This is a genomic window from Marinobacter guineae, from assembly GCF_002744735.1.
GTDB classification, from domain to species: domain Bacteria; phylum Pseudomonadota; class Gammaproteobacteria; order Pseudomonadales; family Oleiphilaceae; genus Marinobacter; species Marinobacter guineae.
Map to the genome: position 1 here is coordinate 474,001 of NZ_KZ319341.1, position 24,461 is coordinate 498,461.

The 24,461-nt window shown below is 57.7% G+C and carries 22 protein-coding genes; 6 read left to right on the forward strand and 16 right to left on the reverse strand.

From position 1 onward, the window contains the following. Positions 1-90 precede the first annotated feature (90 nt). Positions 91-2,967, forward strand: coding sequence for an ATP-binding protein (locus tag CLH62_RS16555; protein WP_099619287.1), 2,877 nt, complete (start codon positions 91-93; stop codon positions 2,965-2,967). Between the two features lie 10 nt (positions 2,968-2,977). Here the strand turns inward: CLH62_RS16555 and pdxJ are convergent, their stop codons facing one another. The 13 genes from pdxJ to rpoE form a co-directional block, all read right to left on the reverse strand. Next, the gene (gene pdxJ, locus CLH62_RS16560) at positions 2,978-3,718 is read right to left on the reverse strand and encodes a pyridoxine 5'-phosphate synthase (protein WP_099619288.1); all 741 of its coding nucleotides are present in this window, start codon (positions 3,716-3,718) and stop codon (positions 2,978-2,980) included. Then, complete coding sequence (gene recO / locus CLH62_RS16565) at positions 3,708-4,436, reverse strand: DNA repair protein RecO (RefSeq protein ID WP_099619289.1); 729 nt, start codon at positions 4,434-4,436, stop codon at positions 3,708-3,710. The genes pdxJ and recO overlap by 11 nt, the downstream gene beginning before the upstream one ends. Positions 4,437-4,443: 7 nt before the next feature. After that, on the reverse strand, positions 4,444-5,361 hold the full coding sequence (gene era / locus CLH62_RS16570) for a GTPase Era (RefSeq protein ID WP_099619290.1): 918 nt from the start codon (positions 5,359-5,361) through the stop codon (positions 4,444-4,446). After that, positions 5,361-6,050, reverse strand: a complete 690-nt coding sequence (rnc, locus tag CLH62_RS16575; RefSeq protein ID WP_099619291.1) for a ribonuclease III — start codon at positions 6,048-6,050, stop codon at positions 5,361-5,363. Before rnc ends, era begins: the two co-directional genes overlap by 1 nt. Beyond that, the gene (locus CLH62_RS16580; protein WP_099619292.1) at positions 6,047-6,436 is read right to left on the reverse strand and encodes a DUF4845 domain-containing protein; all 390 of its coding nucleotides are present in this window, start codon (positions 6,434-6,436) and stop codon (positions 6,047-6,049) included. The genes rnc and CLH62_RS16580 overlap by 4 nt, the downstream gene beginning before the upstream one ends. Positions 6,437-6,462: 26 nt before the next feature. After that, the gene (gene lepB, locus CLH62_RS16585; protein ID WP_099619293.1) at positions 6,463-7,260 is read right to left on the reverse strand and encodes a signal peptidase I; all 798 of its coding nucleotides are present in this window, start codon (positions 7,258-7,260) and stop codon (positions 6,463-6,465) included. 12 nt (positions 7,261-7,272) lie between these two features. After that, on the reverse strand, positions 7,273-9,075 hold the full coding sequence (gene lepA, locus CLH62_RS16590; RefSeq protein ID WP_099619506.1) for a translation elongation factor 4: 1,803 nt from the start codon (positions 9,073-9,075) through the stop codon (positions 7,273-7,275). A gap of 104 nt (positions 9,076-9,179) precedes the next feature. Further along, the gene (locus tag CLH62_RS16595) at positions 9,180-11,906 is read right to left on the reverse strand and encodes a bifunctional diguanylate cyclase/phosphodiesterase (protein WP_099619294.1); all 2,727 of its coding nucleotides are present in this window, start codon (positions 11,904-11,906) and stop codon (positions 9,180-9,182) included. Positions 11,907-12,034: 128 nt separating this feature from the next. Further along, positions 12,035-13,507, reverse strand: coding sequence for a DegQ family serine endoprotease (locus CLH62_RS16600; RefSeq protein WP_099619295.1), 1,473 nt, complete (start codon positions 13,505-13,507; stop codon positions 12,035-12,037). An 80-nt stretch (positions 13,508-13,587) separates the two neighbouring features. Next, complete coding sequence (locus tag CLH62_RS16605; protein WP_099619296.1) at positions 13,588-14,037, reverse strand: SoxR reducing system RseC family protein; 450 nt, start codon at positions 14,035-14,037, stop codon at positions 13,588-13,590. Beyond that, positions 14,034-15,002 carry a MucB/RseB C-terminal domain-containing protein gene (locus CLH62_RS16610; protein WP_170005825.1) on the reverse strand — a complete coding sequence of 323 codons (969 nt, stop codon included), beginning with the start codon at positions 15,000-15,002 and terminating at the stop codon, positions 14,034-14,036. The genes CLH62_RS16605 and CLH62_RS16610 overlap by 4 nt, the downstream gene beginning before the upstream one ends. Before the next feature lie 71 nt (positions 15,003-15,073). Continuing rightward, entirely contained in the window at positions 15,074-15,640 is a 567-nt protein-coding gene (locus CLH62_RS16615) for a sigma-E factor negative regulatory protein (RefSeq protein WP_099619297.1), read from the reverse strand. Positions 15,641-15,655: 15 nt separating this feature from the next. Beyond that, positions 15,656-16,342, reverse strand: coding sequence for an RNA polymerase sigma factor RpoE (gene rpoE, locus CLH62_RS16620; RefSeq protein WP_099619298.1), 687 nt, complete (start codon positions 16,340-16,342; stop codon positions 15,656-15,658). 134 nt (positions 16,343-16,476) lie between these two features. On the opposite strand from rpoE, the gene nadB reads away from it, so the two are divergent. From nadB to CLH62_RS16645, 5 genes are all read left to right on the forward strand, one after another. Beyond that, a complete protein-coding gene (gene nadB / locus CLH62_RS16625) occupies positions 16,477-18,081 on the forward strand; it encodes an L-aspartate oxidase (RefSeq protein WP_211285813.1) in 1,605 nt (534 codons plus the stop codon). Positions 18,082-18,121: 40 nt separating this feature from the next. Continuing rightward, on the forward strand, positions 18,122-18,394 hold the full coding sequence (locus tag CLH62_RS16630) for an FAD assembly factor SdhE (RefSeq protein ID WP_099619300.1): 273 nt from the start codon (positions 18,122-18,124) through the stop codon (positions 18,392-18,394). Beyond that, positions 18,378-18,842 (forward strand): hypothetical protein, encoded by a 465-nt coding sequence (locus CLH62_RS16635; RefSeq protein WP_099619301.1) that lies wholly within the window; start codon positions 18,378-18,380, stop codon positions 18,840-18,842. The genes CLH62_RS16630 and CLH62_RS16635 overlap by 17 nt, the downstream gene beginning before the upstream one ends. Positions 18,843-18,863: 21 nt before the next feature. Next, entirely contained in the window at positions 18,864-19,859 is a 996-nt protein-coding gene (gene ygfZ, locus CLH62_RS16640; RefSeq protein WP_099619302.1) for a CAF17-like 4Fe-4S cluster assembly/insertion protein YgfZ, read from the forward strand. A 125-nt stretch (positions 19,860-19,984) separates the two neighbouring features. Beyond that, the gene (locus tag CLH62_RS16645; protein WP_099619303.1) at positions 19,985-20,818 is read left to right on the forward strand and encodes an HDOD domain-containing protein; all 834 of its coding nucleotides are present in this window, start codon (positions 19,985-19,987) and stop codon (positions 20,816-20,818) included. A 131-nt stretch (positions 20,819-20,949) separates the two neighbouring features. Here the strand turns inward: CLH62_RS16645 and ung are convergent, their stop codons facing one another. From ung to prfB, 3 genes are all read right to left on the reverse strand, one after another. After that, entirely contained in the window at positions 20,950-21,684 is a 735-nt protein-coding gene (gene ung, locus CLH62_RS16650) for a uracil-DNA glycosylase (RefSeq protein ID WP_099619304.1), read from the reverse strand. 3 nt (positions 21,685-21,687) lie between these two features. After that, positions 21,688-23,223: a lysine--tRNA ligase gene (gene lysS / locus CLH62_RS16655; RefSeq protein ID WP_099619305.1), complete on the reverse strand. Its 1,536-nt coding sequence runs from the start codon at positions 23,221-23,223 to the stop codon at positions 21,688-21,690. A 53-nt stretch (positions 23,224-23,276) separates the two neighbouring features. Next, a protein-coding gene (gene prfB, locus CLH62_RS16660) for a peptide chain release factor 2 (protein WP_099619306.1) occupies positions 23,277-24,372 on the reverse strand; the annotation gives its coding sequence in 2 pieces (ribosomal slippage) (positions 23,277-24,299 and positions 24,301-24,372; 1,095 coding nt in all). Between the last annotated feature and the right edge of the window lie 89 nt (positions 24,373-24,461).

Here is a 24,461-nt window from a genome sequence, read left to right on the forward strand (position 1 = left end):
CCTCAGTTATCCACTTCCAGATCATCTATGCTTAACAGGGAAGTTTTCCGTACCTGAGTACGGACAAAAGCAATAATTCAGGAACATGGTATGCGACGTTGGGGCATTCGCAAGAAAGTTTTGGTGGTAACCCTGGTTCCCACGCTTCTGACTACCTTGATGCTGGGGCTCTTTTTCACCTACAGCTGGGTCACCAATATTGAAAGCCTGCTCAGGGACCGTGGCGAATCACTGTCACGCCAGTTGGCGGCGGGTTCGGAATACGGTCTGTTCACCGCCAACCGGAGCCTTCTCAGCAGCCTCTCCAATGCCCTTCTTGAAGAGCAGGACGTTCGCTCAATCACCTTTTTTAGCAGCGACGGCTCACGCCTGCTGCACACCGGGCCGGGCAGTTCTGACACCGTGAAAACCGACGAGCTGACAGCGGAGCGAGCGACACGAATCTTCCGGGAGGACAGCACCCGTTTCATTACCCCGGTTTTCCTTCAGGACCTGATGATTGAGAGCATGATGGACCCGGATGCCCGCCAGTCCATGTCCGGCCTGCGGGAACCGCTTGGCTGGGTTGTTGTGGAGATGTCCCACATCCGAACCGAGAAGGAGACCTACAAGGCGCTGCTGATTTCCCTGCTGCTGGTACTCGGTGGCGTTATCCTCAGTATGGCCATTGCCCTGAGGCTTAGCCGCGCATTCACCAACCCGGTATTCGAACTGAATGCAGCCGTTGCCAAGCTCAAGGAAGGAAAGCTGGATACCCGTGTTTACACCGGGGCAGGCCCTGAATTCGAGCAGCTTGAATCGGGGCTCAATGCCATGGCTGAGGAACTGAGCAAGGCCCAGGCCGAGATGCAGCAGAACATTGACCAGGCCACCGAAGACCTGCGGGAAACCCTGGAAACCATCGAAATCCAGAACATTGAGCTCGACTTTGCCCGGAAAGAGGCTCTGGAGGCGAGCCGGATCAAATCGGAATTCCTGGCCAATATGTCCCACGAAATCCGCACGCCGCTCAATGGAATTATCGGTTTCACCGAACTGCTGCTGAAAAGCCCGCTGCCGAGGCAGCAGAGGGACCACCTGAGCACGATCCGGAAGTCCTCGGAAATCCTGCTGACGATCATCAACGATATACTGGACTTCTCCAAGATCGAGGCCGGAAAACTCATTCTCGACCGGGTACCGTTCCAGTTACGGGATATCGTCGAGGAGGTCATGGTGATGCTGGCACCGGCCGCCCATGCTAAAAACCTGGATCTGGTACCCCTTGTCTATACCGATGTACCGGACAACATCATGGGCGACCCGTTGCGGGTCAAACAGGTCATCACCAACCTGGTCAATAACGCCATCAAGTTTACCCAGACGGGTGAAGTGGTTCTCCGAGCAAGCCTGGAAGAAGAAGAGAAAGACACCAATCGGGTCACCCTCCGCCTGAGCATTTCCGATTCCGGCGTGGGCCTTTCCCGGGCCCAGCAGCAATCCCTGTTCAATGCCTTCAGTCAGGCGGACGCATCCACTGCCCGCCAATATGGCGGTACCGGCCTCGGCCTGGCCATATCCAAGCGGCTGGTCGAGGAAATGGGCGGCAAGATCGGGCTCGATAGTGAGCTGGGCAAGGGCTCGACCTTCTGGTTTACCCTGACATCGGAGCTGGCAACCAGCGGTGAAGCCATCGCACCGAGGGATGCGCTGCGTGGTGAGCGGGTTATCTACCTTGAGCAACAAAAAACCACGGGCCTGGCGGTAGAACACCTGCTGCGCGACTGGGGCATGGTGGTTGACCGGGTGACGTCACCCGGAGCCCTGCAGGAGCAGATCGAGGAAGCCCAGAAAAGCCAGTCGGGGTATGCCGTGGCCATTGTTGGCATTACCCGCCACCTGCTCAATTCCAGCCAGTACTGCGGGCTGGTGCGCACCCTGGAAATCGAACGGGATTGCCGGACACTGCTGTTGACTCCAACGCTTGAAACCCACGAAACCCCACTCTCGGCTCTGGCCAGCGGTCACCTGACCAAACCGGTGTGCCGCGACGCCCTTTACGACGAGCTCTTGCTTCTGGTGCATGGCATCGACTCCGCGGGACGCACCACTGTGGAATATGAAACTGCCGGACATCTGCTGTCCACTGGCGACGTGCCCAGAGTTCTCGCCGTGGATGACAACGACGCCAACCTGAAACTGGTCCTTACCCTGCTCGAAGACTGCCAACTGGAAGCCGAAGGGGCATCCAGTGGATTTGAAGCCCTCAGCAAGGCCAGGCAGAAACCCTTCGACCTGATATTCATGGACCTTCAGATGCCGGGCATGGATGGCGTTGAAACGGCTGCCCGGTTAAGGGAGATGGATACCGGCGATCACCGGACTACGATCATTGCTCTTACCGCACATGCATTGGCCGAGGAGCAGGAGAGGCTGACCAGGCAGGGATTCGACGGCTACATGCCGAAACCCATCAGCAGCAGCCAACTCACCGAAATCATTCACGAGTACACCGGCTATGTCTGCCCGAGTATGGCCGGCACCGGGCGAACCCGGATACCGGAAGTCCGGGACACCCGCCGCGCCCTGCGTCCGTCAACACGCCAGATGCAACAGGACTGCATGAGTGTTGATGAGAGCATTCAGTTGGCGGCCGGCAAAGCGGACCTGGCCGAGGAACTGTTCAGCATGCTGCTGGAGCAGGTCCACGTCGATCTGGAACGGGTATCAGAATTCTGGGTAAACCAGTGCATGGATGAGCTGCTGGAGTGCGTTCACAAACTCCATGGTGCTACCCGCTACTGCGGTGTTCCGGAACTTCGAACCGCGGCCAACCGGCTGGAAACAGCCATCAAGTGCTCCGCACCGGATATGGAACAACAGAAAGACCAGCTCCTTTCCGCCATGGAGCGCCTGCAGATCTGGAGCGAACAGACCGACTGGCAGCAGCTGTTTCGCGAACGGCACCAGGCCGCCGAAACCTCCTGAGCCTGCCTGATCAGGCCCGGGGCCGAGCCTGATCAAGAATGGCTTTCATATCTCGGACTGCCTCCTTCAAGCCGGTGAAGACGGCGCGGGCAATAATGGCATGGCCAATATTCAGTTCGTTGATGCCCTGAATCGCGGCCACTCGTTCGGTGTTATGATAGTGCAGGCCATGGCCGGCGTTCACAATCAGCCCCCTCTTGCGCGCATAGGCGACAGCATCGGCAATAGTCTTGAAAGCCACCTCCTCCGCCTCGCCAGTGCCGGATTCTGCATATTCGCCGGTATGCAGCTCCACCACCGGGGCACCGCAGCGAACCGCAGCATCAATTTGCACCGGGTCCGGATCAATAAACAGTGACACCTCGGCGCCGATCCGGGCGAGGCGTTCACAGGCCTTTGCCACCCTGGATTCCTGGCCATCGACATCCAGACCACCTTCGGTGGTCAGCTCTTCCCGTTTTTCCGGCACCAGACAAACACACTCCGGCCGCACCTGCTCTGCAAACGCCAGCATGGCATCGGTAACGGCCATTTCGAGGTTCATCTTGGTTTGCAGTACTTCTTTCAGGAGCAGCACGTCCCGGTCCTGGATATGACGCCGATCTTCCCTCGGATGGATGGTGATGCCATCTGCACCCGCTTCCTCTGCCATCAGCGCCGCCTGTACCGGGTCCGGATACCGGGTTCCCCGCGCCTGCCGGAGGGTGGCAACGTGATCAATATTGACGCCAAGCAGAACTCTAGGATTCATGTGATTCTCCCCGAAGGTGAGTGAAAAGGCTGCGACTGTTCAGGGGCCGCCCCTGCAGAAGGTAATCGGTGAGCACCCGCATAACCCGCTTGGACACCCTGCGACAGGTATCCGATTGAAAATCCTCCCGGGCCAGGGCTAACAACACCTCCCCCGGTAGACTTTGCAGGCGTACTCCGGGCGAGACCCCGGACACAATGCCCTGCTCCGGATCATAACAATACTGCTGGCTGGCCTCGACGGGTTGCCGCGTGTCAGTGGTGACATCCCAGGCAAAGCCGTAGCCCAGGGCATATGCGAACGCCAGTTCGAAGTGCCGGAGCACCGGCTCGACATCTGTTGTGCCTGACAGCTGGCCGATGGCATCGATGTAGGCCGCAAACAGAGTCGGGTGTGGATCAGAAGCCGGAAGAACCCGCTGCAGCAGTTCATTGAGGTAAAGACCACTGTACAGGGAGATAGTCCGGGTCAACGCCGGGCCACTGCGCACATCCACCTGGGTAAGTGTTTTCAGGTCACCCCGACCCACCCAGTCCATAACCAACGGCTGGAAAGGCTGAAGTTGGGCTTTCAGGGGACTCTTGGCGCTATTGGCGCCCTTGGCGATCACGGTCATGCGGCCGTGATTCAGGGTGAACACATCAACCATGAGGCTGGTTTCCCGCCATGGGCGGCGGTGAAGGACATAGGCGGGCTCTTGCAACTCAGGCCCTCTCATACCCGCCTCAGAGGTCGTTCATGCCCAGGCTTTTGAGTGCCCGGTCGCTGTCGGCCCAGCCACGCTTTACCTTCACCCAGAGCCGCAGCATGATTTTGCTATCGAACATACGCTCCATATCTGCACGCGCCTCCTGTCCGATACGGCGCATCCGTTCGCCCTTGTCCCCGATCATGATCTTTTTCTGACCTTCTCGTTCTACCAGGATGAGCGCAGAAATGTGCAGGGTCTTGCCCTCGCGCTTAAACTCTTCGATTTCAACCGCTACCGAGTACGGCAGCTCTGCACCCAATTGCCGGGTGATTTTTTCCCGGACAATTTCGGAGGCAAGAAAGCGTTCGCTGCGATCGGTGATCTGGTCATCCGGGTAGAAATGGATACTCTCCGGCAGGAAACGGCCCACCGCCTCTTCAAGAGGCTTCAGGTTGGTTTCCTTGAGGGCTGAAAGCGGAATAATCTCTGCGAACTCACGCTTTTTCGAGACCATATCCAGGTGTGGCAGCAGGCTTTCCCGCTTCTCGATCTTGTCGACCTTATTGACCGCCAGGATAACCGGGCATTTCAGCTTGCTGAGTTTCTCCAGTACCATTTCATCGGCAGTGGTCCAGGCCAGCTGATCCACTACAAAAACCACGACATCCACGTCAATCAATGCCGACGTGGCCGCCTTGTTCATATAGCGGTTCAGGGCCCGGGGTTCTTCTTCGTGCATGCCTGGCGTATCTACATAAATCGCCTGGACTGGGCCGACGGTCTTGATCCCAAGCACCTGATGCCGGGTCGTCTGGGGCTTGCGGGAGGTAATACTCAGCTTCTGCCCGAGAATATGATTCAGCAAGGTGGATTTACCCACATTCGGGCGACCGACGATGGCCACAAAACCGCAGCGACTGTCCGGATTCTCCGGACGGGTGATATCGTTCATTACTGGTTCTCCACGCCCAGTTCTTTCAGGGCGTTACGGGCTGCCTGCTGCTCGGCCACGCGGCGGCTGCTGCCGGTCCCGGTGGTTTTTCGATCCAGCGAAGGCAGCGCACAGGATACGTGGAAGGTCTGGTTGTGAGCTTCACCGTCCACGGTAATCACATCGTACCTCGGCAGCGGAAACTGCCGGGACTGAAGGTACTCCTGAAGACGGGTTTTCGGGTCTTTCTGGGTGTCCTGAAGGTCCAGTTTCTCCAGACGGTGTTCGAACCAGCGCAATACCTGCTCACGGCAGGTGTGAAAGTCGCTGTCCAGATAAATGGCACCGATGATGGATTCCACCGCATCGGCCAGAATCGACTCCCGACGGAACCCGCCGCTTTTCAGCTCACCAGACCCCAGGCGCAGGTAATTGCCAAGCTGGAACTCCCGGCCAATTTCCGCCAGCGTGACACCCTTGACCATGCGAGCACGAAGCCGGCTTAGCTGCCCTTCCCGGGCTTTTTCAAAATGGAGGTACAGGTATTCTGCAATGACCATGTTCACAATGGAATCACCAAGGAACTCAAGGCGCTCGTTATTCTGGTTCCCGTAACTCCGGTGGGTAAGCGCCAGCAAAAGCCGCTCCGGCGATTGGAACTGATAGCCTATGCGGCGCTGTAACTGATCCAGATCCGGTTGTGAACTCACTTGCCCTTCATCTCATATTCATGCTTGAAGTGAACGACCGTATCCACGTTACTGAACAGGTTATTACGCACTTCGTAATCAACGTTTATAACGACAAATTCGCCGTCTTTCTCAACGGAAATGTTTTTGGCATCAAAGCCCCGGACATTGTTTACACTGAGGCGCTTGTTAATCAGCGTGCGCACCTGCGCCGGCCCCATCTGCGAGAGACCCTCGGTGCCATCAAGGCTTTCCAGCGCCTCCTGGATGGTAACGTCATCCAGGTAAGCGGGACCGAGCTTGATCACCAGAGTCAGCAAGCCACCAAAAAACAGCACCATAACCATCATCGTCAGTGCCGAGGCACCCCTTTGACGGCTCATGCCGGAAAGTTTGTTTTTCTTCATTATGCCTGCACTCCAGATAGTCCGAGTTACTCGATTCCGCCGACACGATCAAAGGATGGCAGACTGGTCAGGGATTTCCAGTGCATCCAGATTGCAAAGGCCTTGCCGACTACCAGCTCGTCAGGGACCATGCCCCAGTAGCGGCTGTCGTTGCTGTTATCGCGATTATCGCCCATGACAAAATAGTGGCCCTCGGGCACCTGCCATTCGCCTTCACCACTTCCACCGGGGCGGCCCAGAGTCAGGTAGATGTCGTGTTCAACCTGGCCAAGATCTTCCCGGCGCAACTCCATGGGCGGCAGCCTCGCGATAAATCGGGTCTCCACAAGCTCGCCGTTGATGAATAGCTGCTTGTCCTGATACCGGATGCGGTCGCCTGGCTCGCCAATGACCCGCTTGATGTAGTTGGTCTCGCCATCTTTCGGGTACTTGAACACCATCACATCGCCCCGCTGAGGATCATCAACAGTCAGGACCTTGGTGCCCGCGACGGGCAACCGAAGCCCGTAAGCGTACTTGTTGACCAGAATAAAATCCCCGACCTCAAGCGTTGGCAACATGGAGCCGGACGGAATCTGGAACGGCTCCACCAGAAAGGATCGCAGTACCAGCACAATCGCCAGCACCGGGAAAAAAGAACGGCTGAGATCAACGAGGTATGGCTCTTTGGGTTCGTCTTCTTCACCGGCTGAGCCACCTGCAGCGTTGTCACCGGCACGGGAACCAGCGAGGCGACGCTCTCGAAGAAACAGCTTGTCAGCCAGCCAGATCAGACCCGTTGCAAAGGTCAGTACCACCAGAACCAGGGGAAAATCGATATCCATCCAGGGGGCCTTTTAGTTATCCACTTTCAGTACGGCAAGAAACGCTTCCTGAGGCACCTCGACATTACCCAGTTGCTTCATACGCTTTTTACCTTCTTTCTGCTTCTGCAGCAGTTTCTTCTTCCGGCTGACGTCGCCACCATAACACTTGGCGGTTACATTCTTGCGCAGCGCCTTCACAGTAACCCGCGATACCACCTGGTTTCCGATGGCGGCCTGAATGGCAATATCAAACATCTGCCGCGGAATCAGTTCCTTCATCTTCTCGATCAGCTGACGCCCCTTGCGATGCGCCTGTTCCTTATGGACGATCAGCGCCAGCGCATCCACCCGCTCACCATTGATCAGCACATCCAGCCGTACCAGGTTGGCGGTCTGGAAACGGGTGAAATGGTAATCCAGCGAGGCAAAGCCACGGCTGGCGGACTTGATGCGGTCGAAGAAATCCATCACCACTTCCGCCATGGGCAGCTCATAGGTAACCTGAACCTGGGTCGACATGAAATGCATGTTCTTCTGAACGCCCCGCTTCTCCTCACACAGGGCAATCACGTTACCGAGATGCTCCTGGGGCACCAGAATGTTCGCTTCCACCATCGGCTCTCGCATTTCCTCAATAGAGCCAATATCCGGAAGGCTTGACGGGTTGTCCACCGACAAGGTCTCACCTTGCTTGGTAACCACCTCATAGATCACCGTAGGCGCGGTGGTAATCAGGTCGATGTCGTATTCCCGCTCCAGCCGCTCCTGGATGATTTCCATGTGCAACATACCGAGAAAACCGCAACGGAAACCAAAACCAAGGGCGTCCGAGCTTTCGGGCTCGAAGAACAGGGAGGCATCGTTCAGGGTCAGTTTTTCCAGCGCATCCCGAAAATCGTTGTAATCGTCAGCACTCACCGGAAACAGACCAGCGTATACCTGCGGTTTGACCTTCTTGAAGCCAGGCAGCATGGGTGTTTCAGCAGCAAACTTCTGGTGCACGATGGTATCGCCGACCGGCGCACCATGAATATCCTTGATACCGGCCACGACAAAGCCGACGTCGCCGGCTTCCAGCACGTCCGTATCGGTTGGCTTGGGATTGAAAATCCCGACCTTGTCCGCGTTCCAGGCTTTGCCGGTGGACTTGATGACGATCCTGTCGCCCTTTTTCAGGGTGCCTTCGGTCACTCTGACAAGGGATACGACGCCCAGGTAATTATCGAACCAAGAATCAATGATCAGCGCTTGCAGAGGCGCGCTGCGATCGCCTTTGGGTGGTGGAATCTTTTTGATCAGGTCTTCCAGCACATCTTCCACGCCCATGCCGCTTTTGGCGCTGCAGCGCACGGCATCAGACGCCTCGATACCAATGATGTCCTCAATTTCCGCCGCCACCCGCTCCGGCTCGGCCTGGGGCAGGTCCATCTTGTTCAGGACTGGCACCACTTCCAGCCCCTGCTCAATGGCGGTATAGCAGTTGGCCACTGACTGCGCTTCCACACCCTGCCCGGCGTCCACCACCAGCAACGCCCCTTCGCAGGCGTAAAGCGAACGCGACACTTCGTAGGAGAAATCCACATGGCCCGGTGTATCGATAAAGTTCAGCTTGTATATCTGGCCATCCCGGGCTTTGTAATTGAGCGTGACACTCTGGGCCTTGATGGTAATCCCTCGCTCACGCTCAAGATCCATGGAGTCCAGGACCTGTTCTGCCATTTCACGATTGGTCAGGCCACCACAGAGCTGGATGAAACGGTCTGCAAGTGTGGATTTACCATGGTCGATGTGGGCGATAATGGAAAAGTTACGGATTCGGCTCAGTTCAGTCACAGACAATAAATACTCAGTTAAGACGAAGGTTTGAGCCCGGAGAGGCCACGACCCGGACCCGGGAACGGCGTGATTTTACCGGTTACCGGCCGCCATTGCCATGATCAGGAAATCAGCGGCCTTTCGTACTGCCGGATCAGGAAGCCAATCAAGGCATCCTCGTCCAGCGGGTAACTGAACAGGTTGCCCTGACACTGGGCACAACCGTGGGATTTCAGGAAGCTCAGTTGCTGCGGCGTTTCCACGCCCTCGGCCACCACCGTGAGGTGGAGCTTGCGAGCCAGGGCAATAACAGCCGAGGCAACATCGGTGGCGCTTACGTTGTAGGGTATGTCGCGAATAAATCGGTGGTCGATCTTGATGACATCCAGCGGCAGTTGTTGCAACGCGACCAGCGAACAGGAGCCGGTGCCGAAATCATCGAGAATCAGGCACACGCCCAGATCGTGGAGCGAAACCAGCAACTCGCGCAGCATTCTCGGGTCTTCGTTGAGCAGCTCGGCTGGCATTTCCAGCTCCAGGCGCTCAGGCGACACGCCTGTCTCGGTAATTACCTGCCGGATCATGTCCAGGAAGCCGGAGTCCGTCAACTGGCGCACCGACAGGTTTACCGCCATCTTCAAGGATTCGAAACCGGCCCGCTCAAGGGCCTGAACCTGGATACAGGCCTGGCGAAGCGCAATCTCGCCGAGGCGCACGATGAGACCGGTCTCTTCCGCCAGCCCGATAAACTGCTGGGCCGATACCAGCCCTTTCTCGGGATGGTGCCAGCGCAGGAATGCCTCCACGCCGATCACCCGCTCGCTGGCCAGATCAATCTTGGGCTGGTAATGCAGAACAAAGCGGTCGCCATCCAGAGCCGTTGCCAACTCCTCCTGCTGCAACAGCCTGCGGGCCGCCTTGATATTCATGGCGGGAGTGAAGAACTGGAAGGTATTCCGGCCCAGCTCCTTGGCCCGGTACATGGCCAGGTCCGCATACTTCATCAGGGTTCCGGCGTCTTCGCTGTCGTGAGGGATCATGGTAATGCCGATACTGACGGTGATGCCGACCTCATGATCGTTAAGGCGCATGCGCTGGCACAGTCTGCGCAGAATGGTCTCTGCCACCTTGCCGGCGGCGTCCGGACCGCTGATCCGGGACAGCAGGACAACAAATTCGTCGCCTCCAAGCCGGGCAACCGAATCCTCTTCGCGAACGCAGCCCACCAGCCACTGCGCCACCTGGCACAGTAGCTCATCGCCGGAATCATGCCCGAGGGTATCGTTGATGCGCTTGAATCCGTCCAGATCCAGGAACATCAGGGCGGCCGGCTCCCCGCTGCGACGACTGCGGCTCACCACATGATTGAGACGATCCCGGAACAGCTGCCGATTTGCCAGTCCGGTCAGGGGGTCGTAGAAGGCCAGGCGGTGCAGCTCGGACTGGGCAGCTTTCAGCTGGGTCAGATCCCGGAGACTGAGGACAACGCCGTTAACGCCTGGCACCGACAGCATCGCCGTAAAAGTGCCTTCCATATCCCGCCAGCGGCCCTCGGCATCACGAATCCGGACCCGGATAACAGGCATTTGTTTACCCGGCGCGGTCACAGAGTCATCAAAGCCCTTTTTTAACTGGGGCCAGTCATCTCCATGAACCAGCTCTTCAAAGCTCAGGGCCTGCACCTGGTCCGGTTCAAAACCCAGAATGTCCAGGCTCGACGGACTGGCATAGAGAGCCTGCCCTGCGCGGTCCATCACCAACGTGACGTTGGCAGCCCCTTCGGTAATGGCCCGGTAGCGTCCAGCACTTATCTGGGCCATCAGTCGTGAGCGGATAAGAGCCAGTACAAACAGGAACAAGAGCACGCTGATAACCAGGCCCGAACCAAGCACGATGGGCGGTCGGGGATCCGATGCCAGAAAGTCGAACGCCGGTGTGGAACGGGTCTGAAGTAACCAGTCACGCCCGCCATGGCTGATCGTCTGGCTCATTTCGAAACTGAACTCGTTATCAAGCGATCCCAGGTTCGAGCCATACATCAGATTCTGGCGCTCGGCGACGCCGGCATCATAGATCCGGACGTCGAGAAAGGGCGATATCAGGCCAACGATCCCGTCAATCAGGTTGTTCATGCGGAACGCACTGAACACGTAACCCGCCAGCATCATGCGGCGCTCGGCCCGGATCTCGGGAACCTCGCCGCCCTGAAACACGGGGTAATACATCAGAAAGCTTGCCTGGTCCTCTCCGAGTTCTTCCTGAACCAGCACGACTTTGGCGGTTACGGTGGGAATGGCATCATCACGGGCCCGCTCCATGGCCCGGCGATGGACCGGGTCACTAAAAGCATCGTAGCCCAAGGCGCGACGATTACGCTCGGTTCCCGGTTCCAGGTAGACCATGGGGTAATAATAGGGACCGGTTCCGAGCGGCTTTACCAGGTAATTGGGAACACCGTTGGCCCGAACCGATGATATGTGCTCGGCCATCTGCCGCACGCCAATTCGACGGACATAGCCAATTCCCTGTATACCCGGGTAATAACGGTTGATATCAACCTTGTCGACGTATTCTCGCCACTGGTCCCGGGACACATCGCCAGCCACGGCGAAAAGCCCGGCGCTTCCGGCCAGTACCTGCTCATAATTCAGGAGGCGTTCTTCGATGGCCGATTTCAACTGCAGCGACTGGGTACGGAATCTGGCTTCGGTGCGGTCTTCAACAAGCCTGATCGAGACCTGCCAAAGCAGAATAGTAACAGCAACCGCCACCGCAAAAATCAGCCACCCTACCCAGGCATTGCGAAACTCAAGCAGTTTGCGGAGGGGGAGTTCCTGTCTGTTCATCATGGGTCCTGGTCCGTTCCATGGCCACTCGTTTTTATTTATGACGGCGAGTATAACAAAAGCCCCCGGGCATGTCGTTTCCAACACACCCGGAGGCTTTGAGGGCCTGATTGGTGTTCAGGGACTCAGGGTCAGGGCTTCATCACCAGGTACAGAGCCCGCCCCTGCCGCACCACTCTCACCGACACCGCCTTGTCGTCGGGCAGCGCCCGGACCACCTCACGAAAATCTTCAACGGATGCAACCTTCTTGCGGTTGATTTCCGTGATCACGTCTCTCGGTCGGATGCCAGCTTCATAGGCTGGGCCACGGGCAACGTCTGCTACAACGACCCCGCGATCGACACCGAGGGAATCGGCCATATCCGCGGGCAGAGGCTCCACCATCATACCCAGAGGCGCAGAGGTAGGACCGCCACTTTCACCCGAAGGAACTGCTGCCTGCTGGCTTCCTTCCTCGGGCAGCCGGCCAATTTCGACGCCCATTTCAATGACTTCTCCACCACGGAGCACCCTGAGACCGGCCGTTTCCCCGACTGGGGTGCGACCCACCATGGGCGGCAGGTCCGACGAAAGCTCAACAGGTTCACCGTCGTAACTGAGCACGATGTCACCCGCCTGGAGGCCTGCCTGTTGGGCTGGAGAATCTGCCATGACTTCGGCAATCAATGCGCCTCGAGGACGTTCAAGGCCGAAGGACTCCGCCAGATCACGATTCACTTCCTGGATCAATACACCCAGCCAGCCACGGGAAACGACGCCCTTGTCGCGCAACTGACGGAAAACGTTCATGGCATCATCAATGGGGATGGCAAAAGAGACGCCCATAAAGCCGCCGGAGCGAGTGTAGATCTGGGAATTGATACCGACCACTTCACCGTCCAGGTTGAACAGGGGGCCACCGGAATTACCCGGATTAATGGCAACGTCGGTCTGAATGAAGGGAACATAATTTTCAGACGGCAGAGAACGGCCCAGGGCACTCACGATTCCGGCGGTAACGGTGTAATCGAAACCAAACGGGGAACCGATTGCAAACACCCATTCACCGACTTTCAACTCGCTTGAGCGGCCAACTTTCACCACGGGCAAATCTTCGCCATTCTCAAGTTTCAGGACCGCCATATCAGACCTTGGATCCGTTCCCACCAAGGTTGCTGGCAGTTCCCTACGGTCATTCAGGCGAACAATGATTTCATCGGCACCTTCAACCACATGGTTGTTGGTGAGTACGTAGCCATCCTCAGACACAATAAAACCGGAGCCCATGGACCGGCGAGGCTGGGAATTCCCCGGGGAGCCACCAAAAGGAGACTGGGGGCCGCGGAAAAAATCCTGGAAAAATTCGGGCATTTGTTCGAGCTGGCGCTCGTCAAACGGCATACCACGCGTGTTTCCTGCCTTGGGCGCACTTGTGGTGCTTATGTTGACCACAGCACCTGCGTTATCTTCAACGAGTTCAGTAAAGTCGGGCAACCCCTGGGCTAACCCGGCCTGACTCCAGCCCGTCAGCACCATGACGGACAGCACCATTAGCAGAATGGCCAGGGCGCCACCGGACTGAATATTCCGGGACTGCTGGGCAACTTCTGTTGTTCTCGACATGATGTACCCCTTGTATTGCAAAGACCTTGCGGTAGTTTTGGGATCAGGAAACCGATTTTCAACTTAAAAAACGGTAGGGTTCATAGACAGTTTCCGGATGAAATCCGGTTAACCCGGACCAATCGGGGCTCGTAATCCGTTATGCCCGGACGCTGCAGTTTACGGACAACCAGAAAGCCCAGGGCCAGGCCACCCGCAGCGGAGAACATGGCAGCAATATCCTGCCCGCCCGATAAATGATGGCCAAGAATACTCGCCACCACCATCAGAATCAGCGGGATCGCATAAACTACCAGCGAGGCGCCAAGCAGCGCCTGTTCATCAATTCCGATGGTGACCTCATCCCCGACCCGGGCGTTGATTGTGTTCGTCACCAGAATCTGGTTCGCCCGCCCACCAGTTGCGGCTGCCAGCACCTTCTGCCCGCACCCATTGCGGGCAGCACAGCTCTGACACGCACTGGCGCGGATGGTCTGCACCCAAACCCGTTCGCCTTTCAGCGCAACAACTTTGCCCGTTTCCGTGATCACAGTTCACCTGCACTGAGCGCCAACGCATTCTCGACCCGGACTGATTCAGCAACCTGGCGAGCAGCTTGTGGCGGTAATTCACCAACAACAGTGACCAGAAATGCGTTGCCGTCATAACTGACCTTGTGCATATAGACTGTCGTGGCACCGATTCGGGAGGCGCCTGTGGGCATGTTTATCGCGCCAGCGGGCTCGACAAAGACCGAAAACGCCGCCAGGCCGTCAGAGAAAGCAACCGCCTGTCCCTTGCCGGAACGAGGAGCTGCAGCCGGCACGAAACCCTCCGGCCTCCAGCCAAGCTGCCAACCATCCATGCGCTGAACCGCCGATGCCTGGGGCGTCGAGTCCTCAAGCGTCCTCGACATTTCCCGGCCCCGGGTGCGAATTTCAAACTCACTGTCGGGGATGTTTTCGCCGATTTGCAAACTGGTGAACTGGAAATGCTCCAGAACCTCGCCCTCGGCGTTGCGCACATGACTCTTGACCAGAAGCCCCGTGGACTTTTCGAGCCACAACCGGTGACTGTAGCGGTAGGGATCCCTGGCACTAAGGGCCACGGTCACCACATCGTAACCCGCGACTCGATCCTCACCCTTCATTTCTGCACGATACCAGCGACTCACTGGTACCAGCTGGCTGGTAAACGCCTCTGCGAAAGGACCGGATGGAATGACCTGATTGAGTTTGATGCGGCCCCTTTCAGGAAGCACGCAGACCACGTTCATTCCCTTGCGGACGATTTCGCCGCTGCCGCCGTCCTGCAGAACCAACCGCTCCTCGACAACACCATCATGGTAACGGTGCGCAATCTGCATTGAATGCACGCTGTCACCCCGGGCGTACACGAAAACGCCGCGATAGGAGGTCATGTTCAGAGCCGGGCCGAGGCGTTTGAGCCAGGCCGCTGCCTCCTCTTCATCGGCGGCCACCGGCATTGGGACGGCAAGCACGAACACCAGAACCATCAACAATGACAGTGAAAGATTCCGGGAAACAGCATTCAGGGCTTTGGGTATGATCACACTCACTCCAGGGGTCAGTAACCGCTGCCATTAGCGCTGACCAGGCGGGCATAGCCAACGGCTCCCCGACCGGCGCCGACACTGTTGTGCTGCGCATGCTCCAGCAAATAACGACTCATATACTCCCACTGCTCGTCATCCAGACCCTGCAGTGCAATCTCCCTGACCGGCTGATCCTGTGTCGACACATCTGTCGCAGCCGCCGTCGCAGGCTGAACAGGTCCAGGGCCGACATCCGAAGAATCCCAACCTGCGCCAGCGCCGAACCCAACGAGCAGCGCCATGGCAACCATGGCTGCGGCAGGCCAGTGCCAGCGGCGAACATTCGTGTTCGATCCCAGGACCTGAGACCGCGCCAAAGCGGACGTTCGGCCATCGAGCAATTCACGCACAGCAACACTCACATCCACTCCATGGGCCGGTGAGTGGCCGTCATGCAGAAGATCCCGCACGTCTTGCCATCGCTGCCACTGGGCCCGAACCTCATCCTGGCTATCGTGCGACAACAGGCGACGCACCGACAGTTCGTCAGCTTCGTCGTCCATCATGGCGGACAGTGTTTCTCTGAGACGATCATCCATGGGATGCAACCTCAATTACGTAACCGAGTGGTTGAGCAGAGGTCCGAGATGACGATCAACCGCATCCCGGGCCCTGAAAATTCGTGAACGGACGGTACCGATGGGGCACTCCAGAATGCCGGCAATATCTTCATAGCTGAGACCATCGTATTCCCGTAACAAAAATGCCGAACGCAGTTCTTCCGGCAGCTGGGCAATAGCCTTGGTCAACTCCTTCTGGAGCTGCTCCCTCTGCAGGAGCCGCTCAGGTGAAGCGTTATCCCGGAGCCTGGAGCCTTCATCAAAATTCTCCGCCTCGGCGGAATCGGCACTGCCCTGGGGACGCCGCCCCCGGGATTCCAGATAGTTCTTGGCGGTATTCACGGCAATCCGGTAAAGCCAGGTATAAAAGGCACTGTCACCCCGGAAGCGTTCGATCGCCCGGAATGCCTTGACGAAGGTCTCCTGGGTCAGATCCATGACTTCCTGACTATCGTAAACGTAACGGCTGATGATAGACGCGACTCTGGACTGATACTTGACGACCAGCAGGTCGAACGCGGCACGATCGCCGTTCTTGACCTTGCGCACCAACTGCAGGTCCGTCTGGCTGTCGGAATGCTCACCCTGTTGTTTGTCTGTATCAGGAGTCATGGACTGTTTGCCGGGGTTCCCTGATTTGACGGCCAGCTGTCCGGCCTGTACCAAGTTTCGTTGCGTCATTGATGCTATCCGGCGTCCGTTCATGAAACGGGCTGCGCCACCTGCCAGGCAGCTCACCCTGTCAGGCCAAATAGACAGCAAGCGTAAAGTTTAGTTCAATACACGTCCACATTATGGCCTGCGATAACGACCCGATGCCACAGTCCTACGAATACGATGTTCTCATTATCGGCAGCGGTGCTGCCGGTCTGACCGTTGCCCTCAATCTGCCAGAGCATCTGAAAGTGTGCGTGGTCAGCAAGGCCGAGATCAGCAGCGGCGCCACACTCTGGGCCCAGGGAGGTATTGCTGCGGTACTGGATGATCAGGATTCAACCGAAAACCACATCACCGACACTCTGAACGCCGGGGCCGGTCTGTGCCATGAGGACGCTGTCCGTTTCACCGTGGAGCACGCCAAAGAAAGCATCGACTGGCTGATTGATTCCGGAGTGGATTTTACCCGGGACCAGGATGCCCACTATCACCTGACCCGGGAAGGCGGTCACAGCCATCGGCGCATCATCCACGCTGCCGATGCCACCGGTCATGCCGTCTCTACAACCCTCACATCCCAGGCCCAGGCCAGGCCCAACATCGAACTCTTGTCTGGCCGGGTGGCGGTGGACCTGATAACCAACCGGAAGCTGTCCCTGCCAGGGAACCGCTGTGTCGGCGCTTATATCCTGAACCTTGAGGACAGCCATGTGGAGTTGTTCCGGGCCCGGTTCACCGTTATTGCCACCGGGGGCGCTTCCAAGGCCTACCGCTACACCACCAATCCGGACGGGGCATCCGGTGATGGTATCGCCATGGCCTGGCGGGCCGGCTGCCGGGTAGCGAACATGGAATTCAACCAGTTCCACCCGACCTGCCTGTATCATCCCCATGCAAAGTCCTTCCTGATTACCGAAGCAGTACGGGGTGAAGGTGGCTTGCTGAAACTGCCCGATGGCACCCGGTTCATGGACCGCTTCGATGAGCGCGGAGAACTGGCGCCCCGGGACATCGTTGCCCGGGCCATTGACCATGAGATGAAACGCCTGGGTGCCGATCACCTGTACCTGGATATCAGCCACAAACCCGAAGACTTTATAAAGCACCACTTCCCGACCATTTACGAGAAGTGCCTGGGATTTGGCATTGATATCACCAAAGAACCCATTCCCGTGGTTCCGGCCGCCCATTACACCTGCGGCGGCATTGTCAGCGACGAACGCGCCAGAACGGATATCAACCAACTTTATGTAGTGGGCGAAGCCGCTTTCACGGGGCTCCACGGCGCCAACCGTATGGCCAGCAACTCCCTGCTGGAATGTCTGGTCTATGGCCGGGCCGCGGCGGCAGACATTACTCGACGTGAAGCCGACATCCCGCCCCCCCCGGAAGCCCCGGACTGGGATGAAAGCCAGGTGCGTGACTCCGATGAAGACGTTGTTATTTCCCACAACTGGGACGAACTGCGCCACTTCATGTGGGACTATGTCGGCATTGTGCGCACCACCAAGCGGCTACAGCGGGCAAAACACCGTGTCGACTTGCTGTCAGCGGAGATTGGCGAGTTCTACAGCAACTACCGGGTATCCAATGACCTGCTTGAGTTGCGAAACCTGGTGACCGTATCTGATCTGATCATCTGTTCGGCACTCCAGCGCCGGGAAAGCCGGGGGCTGCACTACACACTGGATTATCCGGGACTGCTCCATGAGGTCCGTGATACCGTACTGGTCCCGACGACTTACCGTACCCTTTCGCCGTAAACCAAAGCAGACTTTTGCAACCTATTCGATGGTAAAGACTATGTCAGAGACTCCTGCATCTTCCGCAAAAACAGAATACAACCGCCTTTGGTGGCACAGTCGTCGAGGCATGCTGGAATTGGACAACCTCCTGATTCCTTTCGTAGAGCAGGCGTATCGCGACCTTGGCGCCGATGACCAGGCCCGATATAAAAAACTGCTCAGCTGCGAAGATAACGACATGTTCGAATGGTTCATGCAGCGCAGCCGTCCGCAAGACCCGGACCTGCAACGGATGGTCGACCTGATCCTCAATCGTGTCCAGCCGGATTGAGCTGACGCTCTCACCGTCCCGGCTGGTCGGGGTGATGGCAATTGGACCCTGGCTGGCACTGCTGGCCTTTCTGATTGTTGCGGCTCTGGCTGGCAAAGCCTGGTTGCTGGCCACCATTCCGGTCGTTTTGACGGGTGCGCTGTTGCAATACCGGTGCAATGGCCTCCTCAAAGGCCGTCGTTCCGTCAAAGCACTGTTCGTAGAGCAAGACCAGCTATACGCGAGAACCGGAGACAATCGGCAGATCCCGGTAGTCCCGTCGGCGGCCAGCCGGATCTGGTCCGGGCTGGGGCTCTTGAAACTTCGCCCTGCTGACACCAGATACTGGTCATACACGACTATCGTTCTGACACCGTCATCGGGCCGGCCCGGCAACGTTGCGGAAGAGGAATTCCGTCGCCTGAGAATTTGGCTCAGACTGGGCCGCTCCAGGCCACCATCCACATGATGTACCGATCTGGAGCACTCCATGAATGACCCAGACACACCTTTACCAGCGGTTGCAGACTTCCCTTTGCCAGGTGATGGCTGGACGGTCCTGAGCGACCGGATTATCGTGCGGATCAGCGGCCCGGGAACCGACAAGTTTCTCCAGGGCCAGTTCAGTCAGAACCTCAATGAAGTGACCGCCGGGCACTCTCCCCGGGCTGCCGCCTCAACACCGAAAGGCCGCGCTTACTGTCTGACCCGCATGGTCAGGGACGGAGAAGATATCCTGATGGACTTTTCCTCCGATCTGGCTGACGACACCCTCACTCACCTGCGCAAGTACCTGATGCTGTTCCGGGGCACTTCCATGGACGTGATTCCGGCAGCCAGCCTTGTCGGCATTCTCGGAAACCGGGTGGCCGAGACAGTGGCGGGAAATGCCATGAACAATCTGAAGGAACCCGGGGACTCTGCCGAGCTGAATACCGGTTTTCTGGTGAGAACAGAGCCGACCGCCGAGGGCACAGCCCGTTTTGAATTCTGGCAAACCACGGGGAATGAGATCGGCCTCGACACCACTGGCCAGCTGCCCCAGGCAGACTGGTACGCCTCAGAGATCACTGCCGGCGTCGCATCCCTCACTGCCACCACACGGGAGTCCTTCGTACCCCAGATGCTGAACTGGCAACATCTGGGCGGGGTTCACTTCAAGAAGGGCTGTTACACGGGTCAGGAGGTTATTGCCCGGATGCACTTCCTCGGCCAACTGAAAAAGAGCCTGTTCCGGTTCCGGATTAAACAGGCTGGGGAGCTCCCGGTTCCTGGCAGCGCATTGGTTGCAGGCGAACGTTCGGTGGGTGAAGTGGTCAACGCCGTAAAATACCAGGACGGCAGCGGTGAGTTGCTGGCCGTAGTTCGCCATGATGCGGCCGAAAAAAACCTTCATCCGGAGGGGCAGCCCAACGCCGCCCTTGTTCCGATGCCCCTACCCTACGCCGTACCCGAGAGGGAAAAAAGCGCACAATCAGATACATAAGTTGACAGGCAAATCCCTCAGAATTTGCTATTTTGCTATGCAGTAGCTCACATATCTGATTTTCAAGGGTAACGGCCAGCATCAGTGGTCGGTATCCGGAACCTACACGCGGACCGTAACTGACCATGTCGAATATTGTCGAAACCATTAAAGCCGACCTTAATGCCGCCATCGAAAATGACAAGCTTGTGCTGCCGACCCTTCCGGAAGTGGCCCTGCAGGTACGGGACATTGCTCAATCCGAAGATTCGGCAATCGCTGACCTGGTGAAGGTGATCAGCAATGATACCGCCCTTTCCGCACGCATTATCCGGGTGTGCAACAGCCCGCTGTTCCGTGGCAGCCGGGCCATTGAGAACCTGAATATGGCGGTGAGCCGCCTCGGCATGGCCTACACCAGTAATCTGGCGATGGGCCTGGCCATGGAGCAGATGTTCCAGGCTACCTCTGACATGATCGACAAGCGGATGCGCGCCACCTGGCAGACCAGCACCGAAGTTGCCGGTGTCTGTCACGTACTGGCTCAGCACTACACCAAGCTCAAGCCGGACCAGGCAACTCTTGCGGGCCTGGTTCATCTGATCGGGGTGCTGCCGATCCTTCGGTACGTGGAAGATCAGGACATCCAGATCAGCAGCATCATGCTGGACAACGTAATTGAAGAGCTGCATCCGAAAATCGGGGCGACGATTCTCAAGAAGTGGGACTTCCCGAAGGATCTTCAGAATGTTCCACTGGAATACGCCAGCTTCAATCGTGAGGTTCCGACAGCGGACTATGCGGACCTGGTAATGGTTGCCAATCTGCAGCTGGTTGCGGGCTCCGAGCACCCCTGGACGGAGATGGACTGGACGAAGATTTCTGCCTTTGATCGTCTCGGGTTGGATCCGAATATCGACATGAGCGAGGAAGAGGATCTGAATGCGCAGATGGAAGCTGCCATGGCGTTGCTTCAGTAAGTCCCAACCTTGGGGGCGGCTCCATTGAGTGTGCCGCCCTCCCAAAAACCGCTGTAAATACGTCCCTGTACGCTTGGCTCCGCCATCCATGGCTCCGCACATTTTTGGGAGGGCGGCACACTCAATGGAGCTCAGGCTTTCCGGTAGCGCTCCAACAGATCCACTTTCAAAGGCAATTCCCAGTTGATCGCAGGCTTCCCCTGTTGCTGTAGCCAGTCATTTGCCTTTGAGAAGTGCTTGCAGCCAAAGAACCCCCGGTAGGCACTTAAGGGTGACGGGTGGGGGCCTTCGAGTACCAGGTGCCGGCTGCGGTCGATGTGCCGGCCTTTCTTTTTGGCGTAACTTCCCCATAGCAGGAACACCACCCCTTCCCGTTCACGATTGATCGTTTCGATGACCCTGTCGGTAAAGGTTTCCCAGCCTTTGCCCTGATGGGCACCGGCCTGGCCCTGAACGACAGTCAGGACGCTGTTGAGCAGCAGCACGCCCTGCTCTGCCCAGGGCTGCAGGCAGCCATGGTCTGGCGGGGCGATGCCCAGATCGTCCTGGATTTCCTTGAAGATATTGACCAGTGACGGCGGGGTTGCCACGTTGGGGCGCACGGAGAAACACAAGCCGTGGGCCTGGCCGGGGCCGTGGTAGGGGTCTTGCCCCAGAATCACCACCCGCACCTGTTCCAGCGGTGTGCTGTTCAGGGCATTGAAGCAGTGGTGACTGGCCGGGAACAGGACTTTTCCGGCCTGCTCCTCGGCTGCCAGAAGTTCCGCCAGGTTCTGCATGTAGGGCTGGCGAAACTCTTCCGAGAGGTGTTCTTGCCAACCCCGGTCGGGCCTGAGCTGGCTGGCCAGTTCCTCAACCGGGGTCATGGATTACGCCTCGTCCTTCCGGTAATCTGCCTTGTTCTCCGGGCGCATGGCCGGGAACAGGATGACGTCGCGGATGGAGGCGGAATTGGTCAGCAGCATGGCCAGGCGGTCGATGCCGATGCCCTCACCGGCGGTGGGCGGCAGGCCGTACTCCAGTGCCATGATGTAATCTTCATCGTAGAACATGGCCTCGTCGTCGCCGGCGTCCTTTTCGGCCACCTGGTCCTGGAAGCGTTCAGCCTGGTCTTCCGCATCGTTAAGCTCGGAGAAGCCGTTGGCAATCTCCCGGCCGCCCACGAAGAATTCGAAACGCTCGGTGACGAACGGGTCGTTGTCCTTGCAGCGGGCCAGTGGGGACACTTCTTTCGGGTAATCGGTAATAAACGTCGGCTGCATCAGGCGGTGTTCGGCGGTCGCTTCGAAAATTTCGATCTGGACCTTGCCAAGCCCCCAACCATTTTTGATGTAAATGCCGAGATCTTTTGCCACCTGGCGGGCACCAGACTCATTCGACAACTGTTCAGCTTTGATGTCGGGATTGTGGCGCAGGATGGCATCCACCACGGTCAGGCGCTCGAACGTCTTGCCAAAGTCGTATTCGATGGTTTCTTCTTCACCGTCCGCCAGGATGCGGGTATTCACCACGGTGGTGGTCCCCAGCACCTTCTGGGTGATGGTGCGCAGCATATCTTCGGTCAGGTCCATCAGGTCGTTATGGTCGGCGTAGGCCTGATAGAACTCCACCATGGTAAATTCCGGATTGTGACGGGTGGAGAGGCCTTCATTGCGGAAATTGCGGTTGATCTCGAACACCCGCTCAAAGCCTCCCACCACCAGGCGCTTGAGAAAAAGTTCCGGCGCAATCCGCAGGTACATATCGATGCCAAGGGCGTTATGGTGGGTCACGAACGGGCGCGCCGTGGCGCCACCGGGGATCACCTGCAGCATCGGGGTTTCCACTTCCATGAAGTCCCGGTCGGTAAAGTACTGGCGCATGACGCTGATGATTTTTGAGCGTGCATAGAACACCCGGCGGCTGTCCTCGTTGACCATGAGATCCACGTAACGGTGACGGTAGCGGGCTTCTGTGTCTGTCAGGCCTTTGTGCTTTTCTGGCAGCGGCCGGAGGGACTTGGTGAGCATCACGTACTCGTCCATAGTCACGTACAGGTCGCCCTTACCGGACTTGCACAGCACGCCACGCACTCCCACGATATCCCCGAGATCCCAGTGTTTGGTGTCTTTCTGGACATCCTTGGAGGCGTATATCTGGATACGGCCGGTCATGTCCTGAACCACTTTGAACGCCTTGCGATCGAGCATCATGCGGCCAGCAATGGCCACCTGAATACCCATTTCGGCCAGCTCTTCCTTGCTCTTGTCGCCATATTTCGCCTGAAGCTCGGCAGCGGTTGCATCACGACGAAAGTCGTTGGGGAAGGCATTGCCCTGCTCGCGCATCTCTGAGAGTTTGGCGCGGCGCTCGGCAATCAGCTTGTTGTCCTCATGCTGTGCGGCATTCTGAGTTTGATCAGTCATTTTCGCTCACTAGAAATCAGGGGTTGTCCGGGTTAGCGTGGCAAAGGCGCTGATTACAGCGCCATCTTCAGGCTGGCTTCGATGAACTTGTCGATGTCACCGTCCAGCACCGCCTGGGTGTTGCTGGTTTCCACCTTGGTGCGCAGGTCCTTGATGCGGCTGTCATCCAGCACATAAGAGCGGATCTGACTGCCCCAGCCGATATCGGCCTTGGCATCCTCAGCCTTCTGCTTCTCGGCGTTACGCTCCTGCATCTCACGCTCAAACAGCTTCGCCTTCAGCTGCTTCATGGCCTGATCCTTGTTCTGGTGCTGGCTTCGGCCAGCCTGACAGGCCACAACAATGCCGGTGGGATTGTGGGTCAGACGCACCGCAGACTCGGTCCGGTTAACATGCTGACCACCAGCACCCGAAGCACGGTAGACGTCCACCCGCAGATCCGCCGGGTTGATTTCAATGACGAAGCTGTCGTCCACTTCTGGAGACACAAACACCGATGAAAAAGAAGTGTGACGGCGGTTGCCGGAATCGAATGGCGACTTGCGAACCAACCGGTGAACGCCGGTTTCCGTGCGCAGCCAGCCATAGGCGTAGTCACCCTGAACGTGAATGGTGGCACTCTTGATGCCCGCCACTTCACCTTCCATCAGCTCGACGATCTCGGCCTTGAAACCACGGCGCTCCGCCCAGCGCAGGTACATGCGCAGAAGCATGTTGGCCCAGTCCTGGGCTTCCGTACCGCCGGAACCGGCCTGGATATCCAGATACGCGTTGTTGGCGTCCATTTCGCCAGAGAACATGCGGCGGAACTCGAGCTTCTCGAGCTCTTTGTCCAGGCTGTCCAGATCGGACTCGATCTCGGCCACAGTGCCTTCGTCATCCTCTTCTGCGGCTATATCCAGCAGGCCTTCGGCGTCCTCGAGGCCCGAAGTGAGGTTGTCGATAGTTTTGACGATCAGCTCAAGATCGGCTCGTTCCTTGCCCAGTGCCTGGGCCCGGTCGGGGTCATCCCAGACCGTGGGCTGCTCCAGTTCCCGCTCTACTTCGACCAGTCGCTCATTCCGCTGATCGTAGTCAAAGATACCCCCTGAGCGCTTCAGTGCGCTCACGAAGCTCTTTAATCTTCGTAACAATGGGATTAATTTCCATGAAACCCTTACTCGCTCTTGAAAATGGAGAGTAAAACAGAGGCCGGATTCTACCGGAAATCTGTCTGTAAATCAGCCTGCGGGGAATTG

Excerpts from the sequence above, each read along its gene's own strand:
- CLH62_RS16555 (WP_099619287.1), top strand. The coding sequence starts at position 91 with ATGCGACGTTGGGGCATTCGCAAGAAAGTTTTGGTGGTAACCCTGGTT.
- pdxJ (WP_099619288.1), bottom strand. The coding sequence starts at position 3,718 with ATGAATCCTAGAGTTCTGCTTGGCGTCAATATTGATCACGTTGCCACC.
- recO (WP_099619289.1), bottom strand. The coding sequence starts at position 4,436 with ATGAGAGGGCCTGAGTTGCAAGAGCCCGCCTATGTCCTTCACCGCCGC.
- era (WP_099619290.1), bottom strand. The coding sequence starts at position 5,361 with ATGAACGATATCACCCGTCCGGAGAATCCGGACAGTCGCTGCGGTTTT.
- CLH62_RS16580 (WP_099619292.1), bottom strand. The coding sequence starts at position 6,436 with ATGAAGAAAAACAAACTTTCCGGCATGAGCCGTCAAAGGGGTGCCTCG.
- lepB (WP_099619293.1), bottom strand. The coding sequence starts at position 7,260 with ATGGATATCGATTTTCCCCTGGTTCTGGTGGTACTGACCTTTGCAACG.
- CLH62_RS16595 (WP_099619294.1), bottom strand. The coding sequence starts at position 11,906 with ATGATGAACAGACAGGAACTCCCCCTCCGCAAACTGCTTGAGTTTCGC.
- CLH62_RS16600 (WP_099619295.1), bottom strand. The coding sequence starts at position 13,507 with ATGTCGAGAACAACAGAAGTTGCCCAGCAGTCCCGGAATATTCAGTCC.
- CLH62_RS16610 (WP_170005825.1), bottom strand. The coding sequence starts at position 15,002 with ATGGTTCTGGTGTTCGTGCTTGCCGTCCCAATGCCGGTGGCCGCCGAT.
- CLH62_RS16615 (WP_099619297.1), bottom strand. The coding sequence starts at position 15,640 with ATGGATGATCGTCTCAGAGAAACACTGTCCGCCATGATGGACGACGAA.
- rpoE (WP_099619298.1), bottom strand. The coding sequence starts at position 16,342 with ATGACGCAACGAAACTTGGTACAGGCCGGACAGCTGGCCGTCAAATCA.
- nadB (WP_211285813.1), top strand. The coding sequence starts at position 16,477 with ATGCCACAGTCCTACGAATACGATGTTCTCATTATCGGCAGCGGTGCT.
- CLH62_RS16630 (WP_099619300.1), top strand. The coding sequence starts at position 18,122 with ATGTCAGAGACTCCTGCATCTTCCGCAAAAACAGAATACAACCGCCTT.
- ygfZ (WP_099619302.1), top strand. The coding sequence starts at position 18,864 with ATGAATGACCCAGACACACCTTTACCAGCGGTTGCAGACTTCCCTTTG.
- CLH62_RS16645 (WP_099619303.1), top strand. The coding sequence starts at position 19,985 with ATGTCGAATATTGTCGAAACCATTAAAGCCGACCTTAATGCCGCCATC.
- ung (WP_099619304.1), bottom strand. The coding sequence starts at position 21,684 with ATGACCCCGGTTGAGGAACTGGCCAGCCAGCTCAGGCCCGACCGGGGT.
- lysS (WP_099619305.1), bottom strand. The coding sequence starts at position 23,223 with ATGACTGATCAAACTCAGAATGCCGCACAGCATGAGGACAACAAGCTG.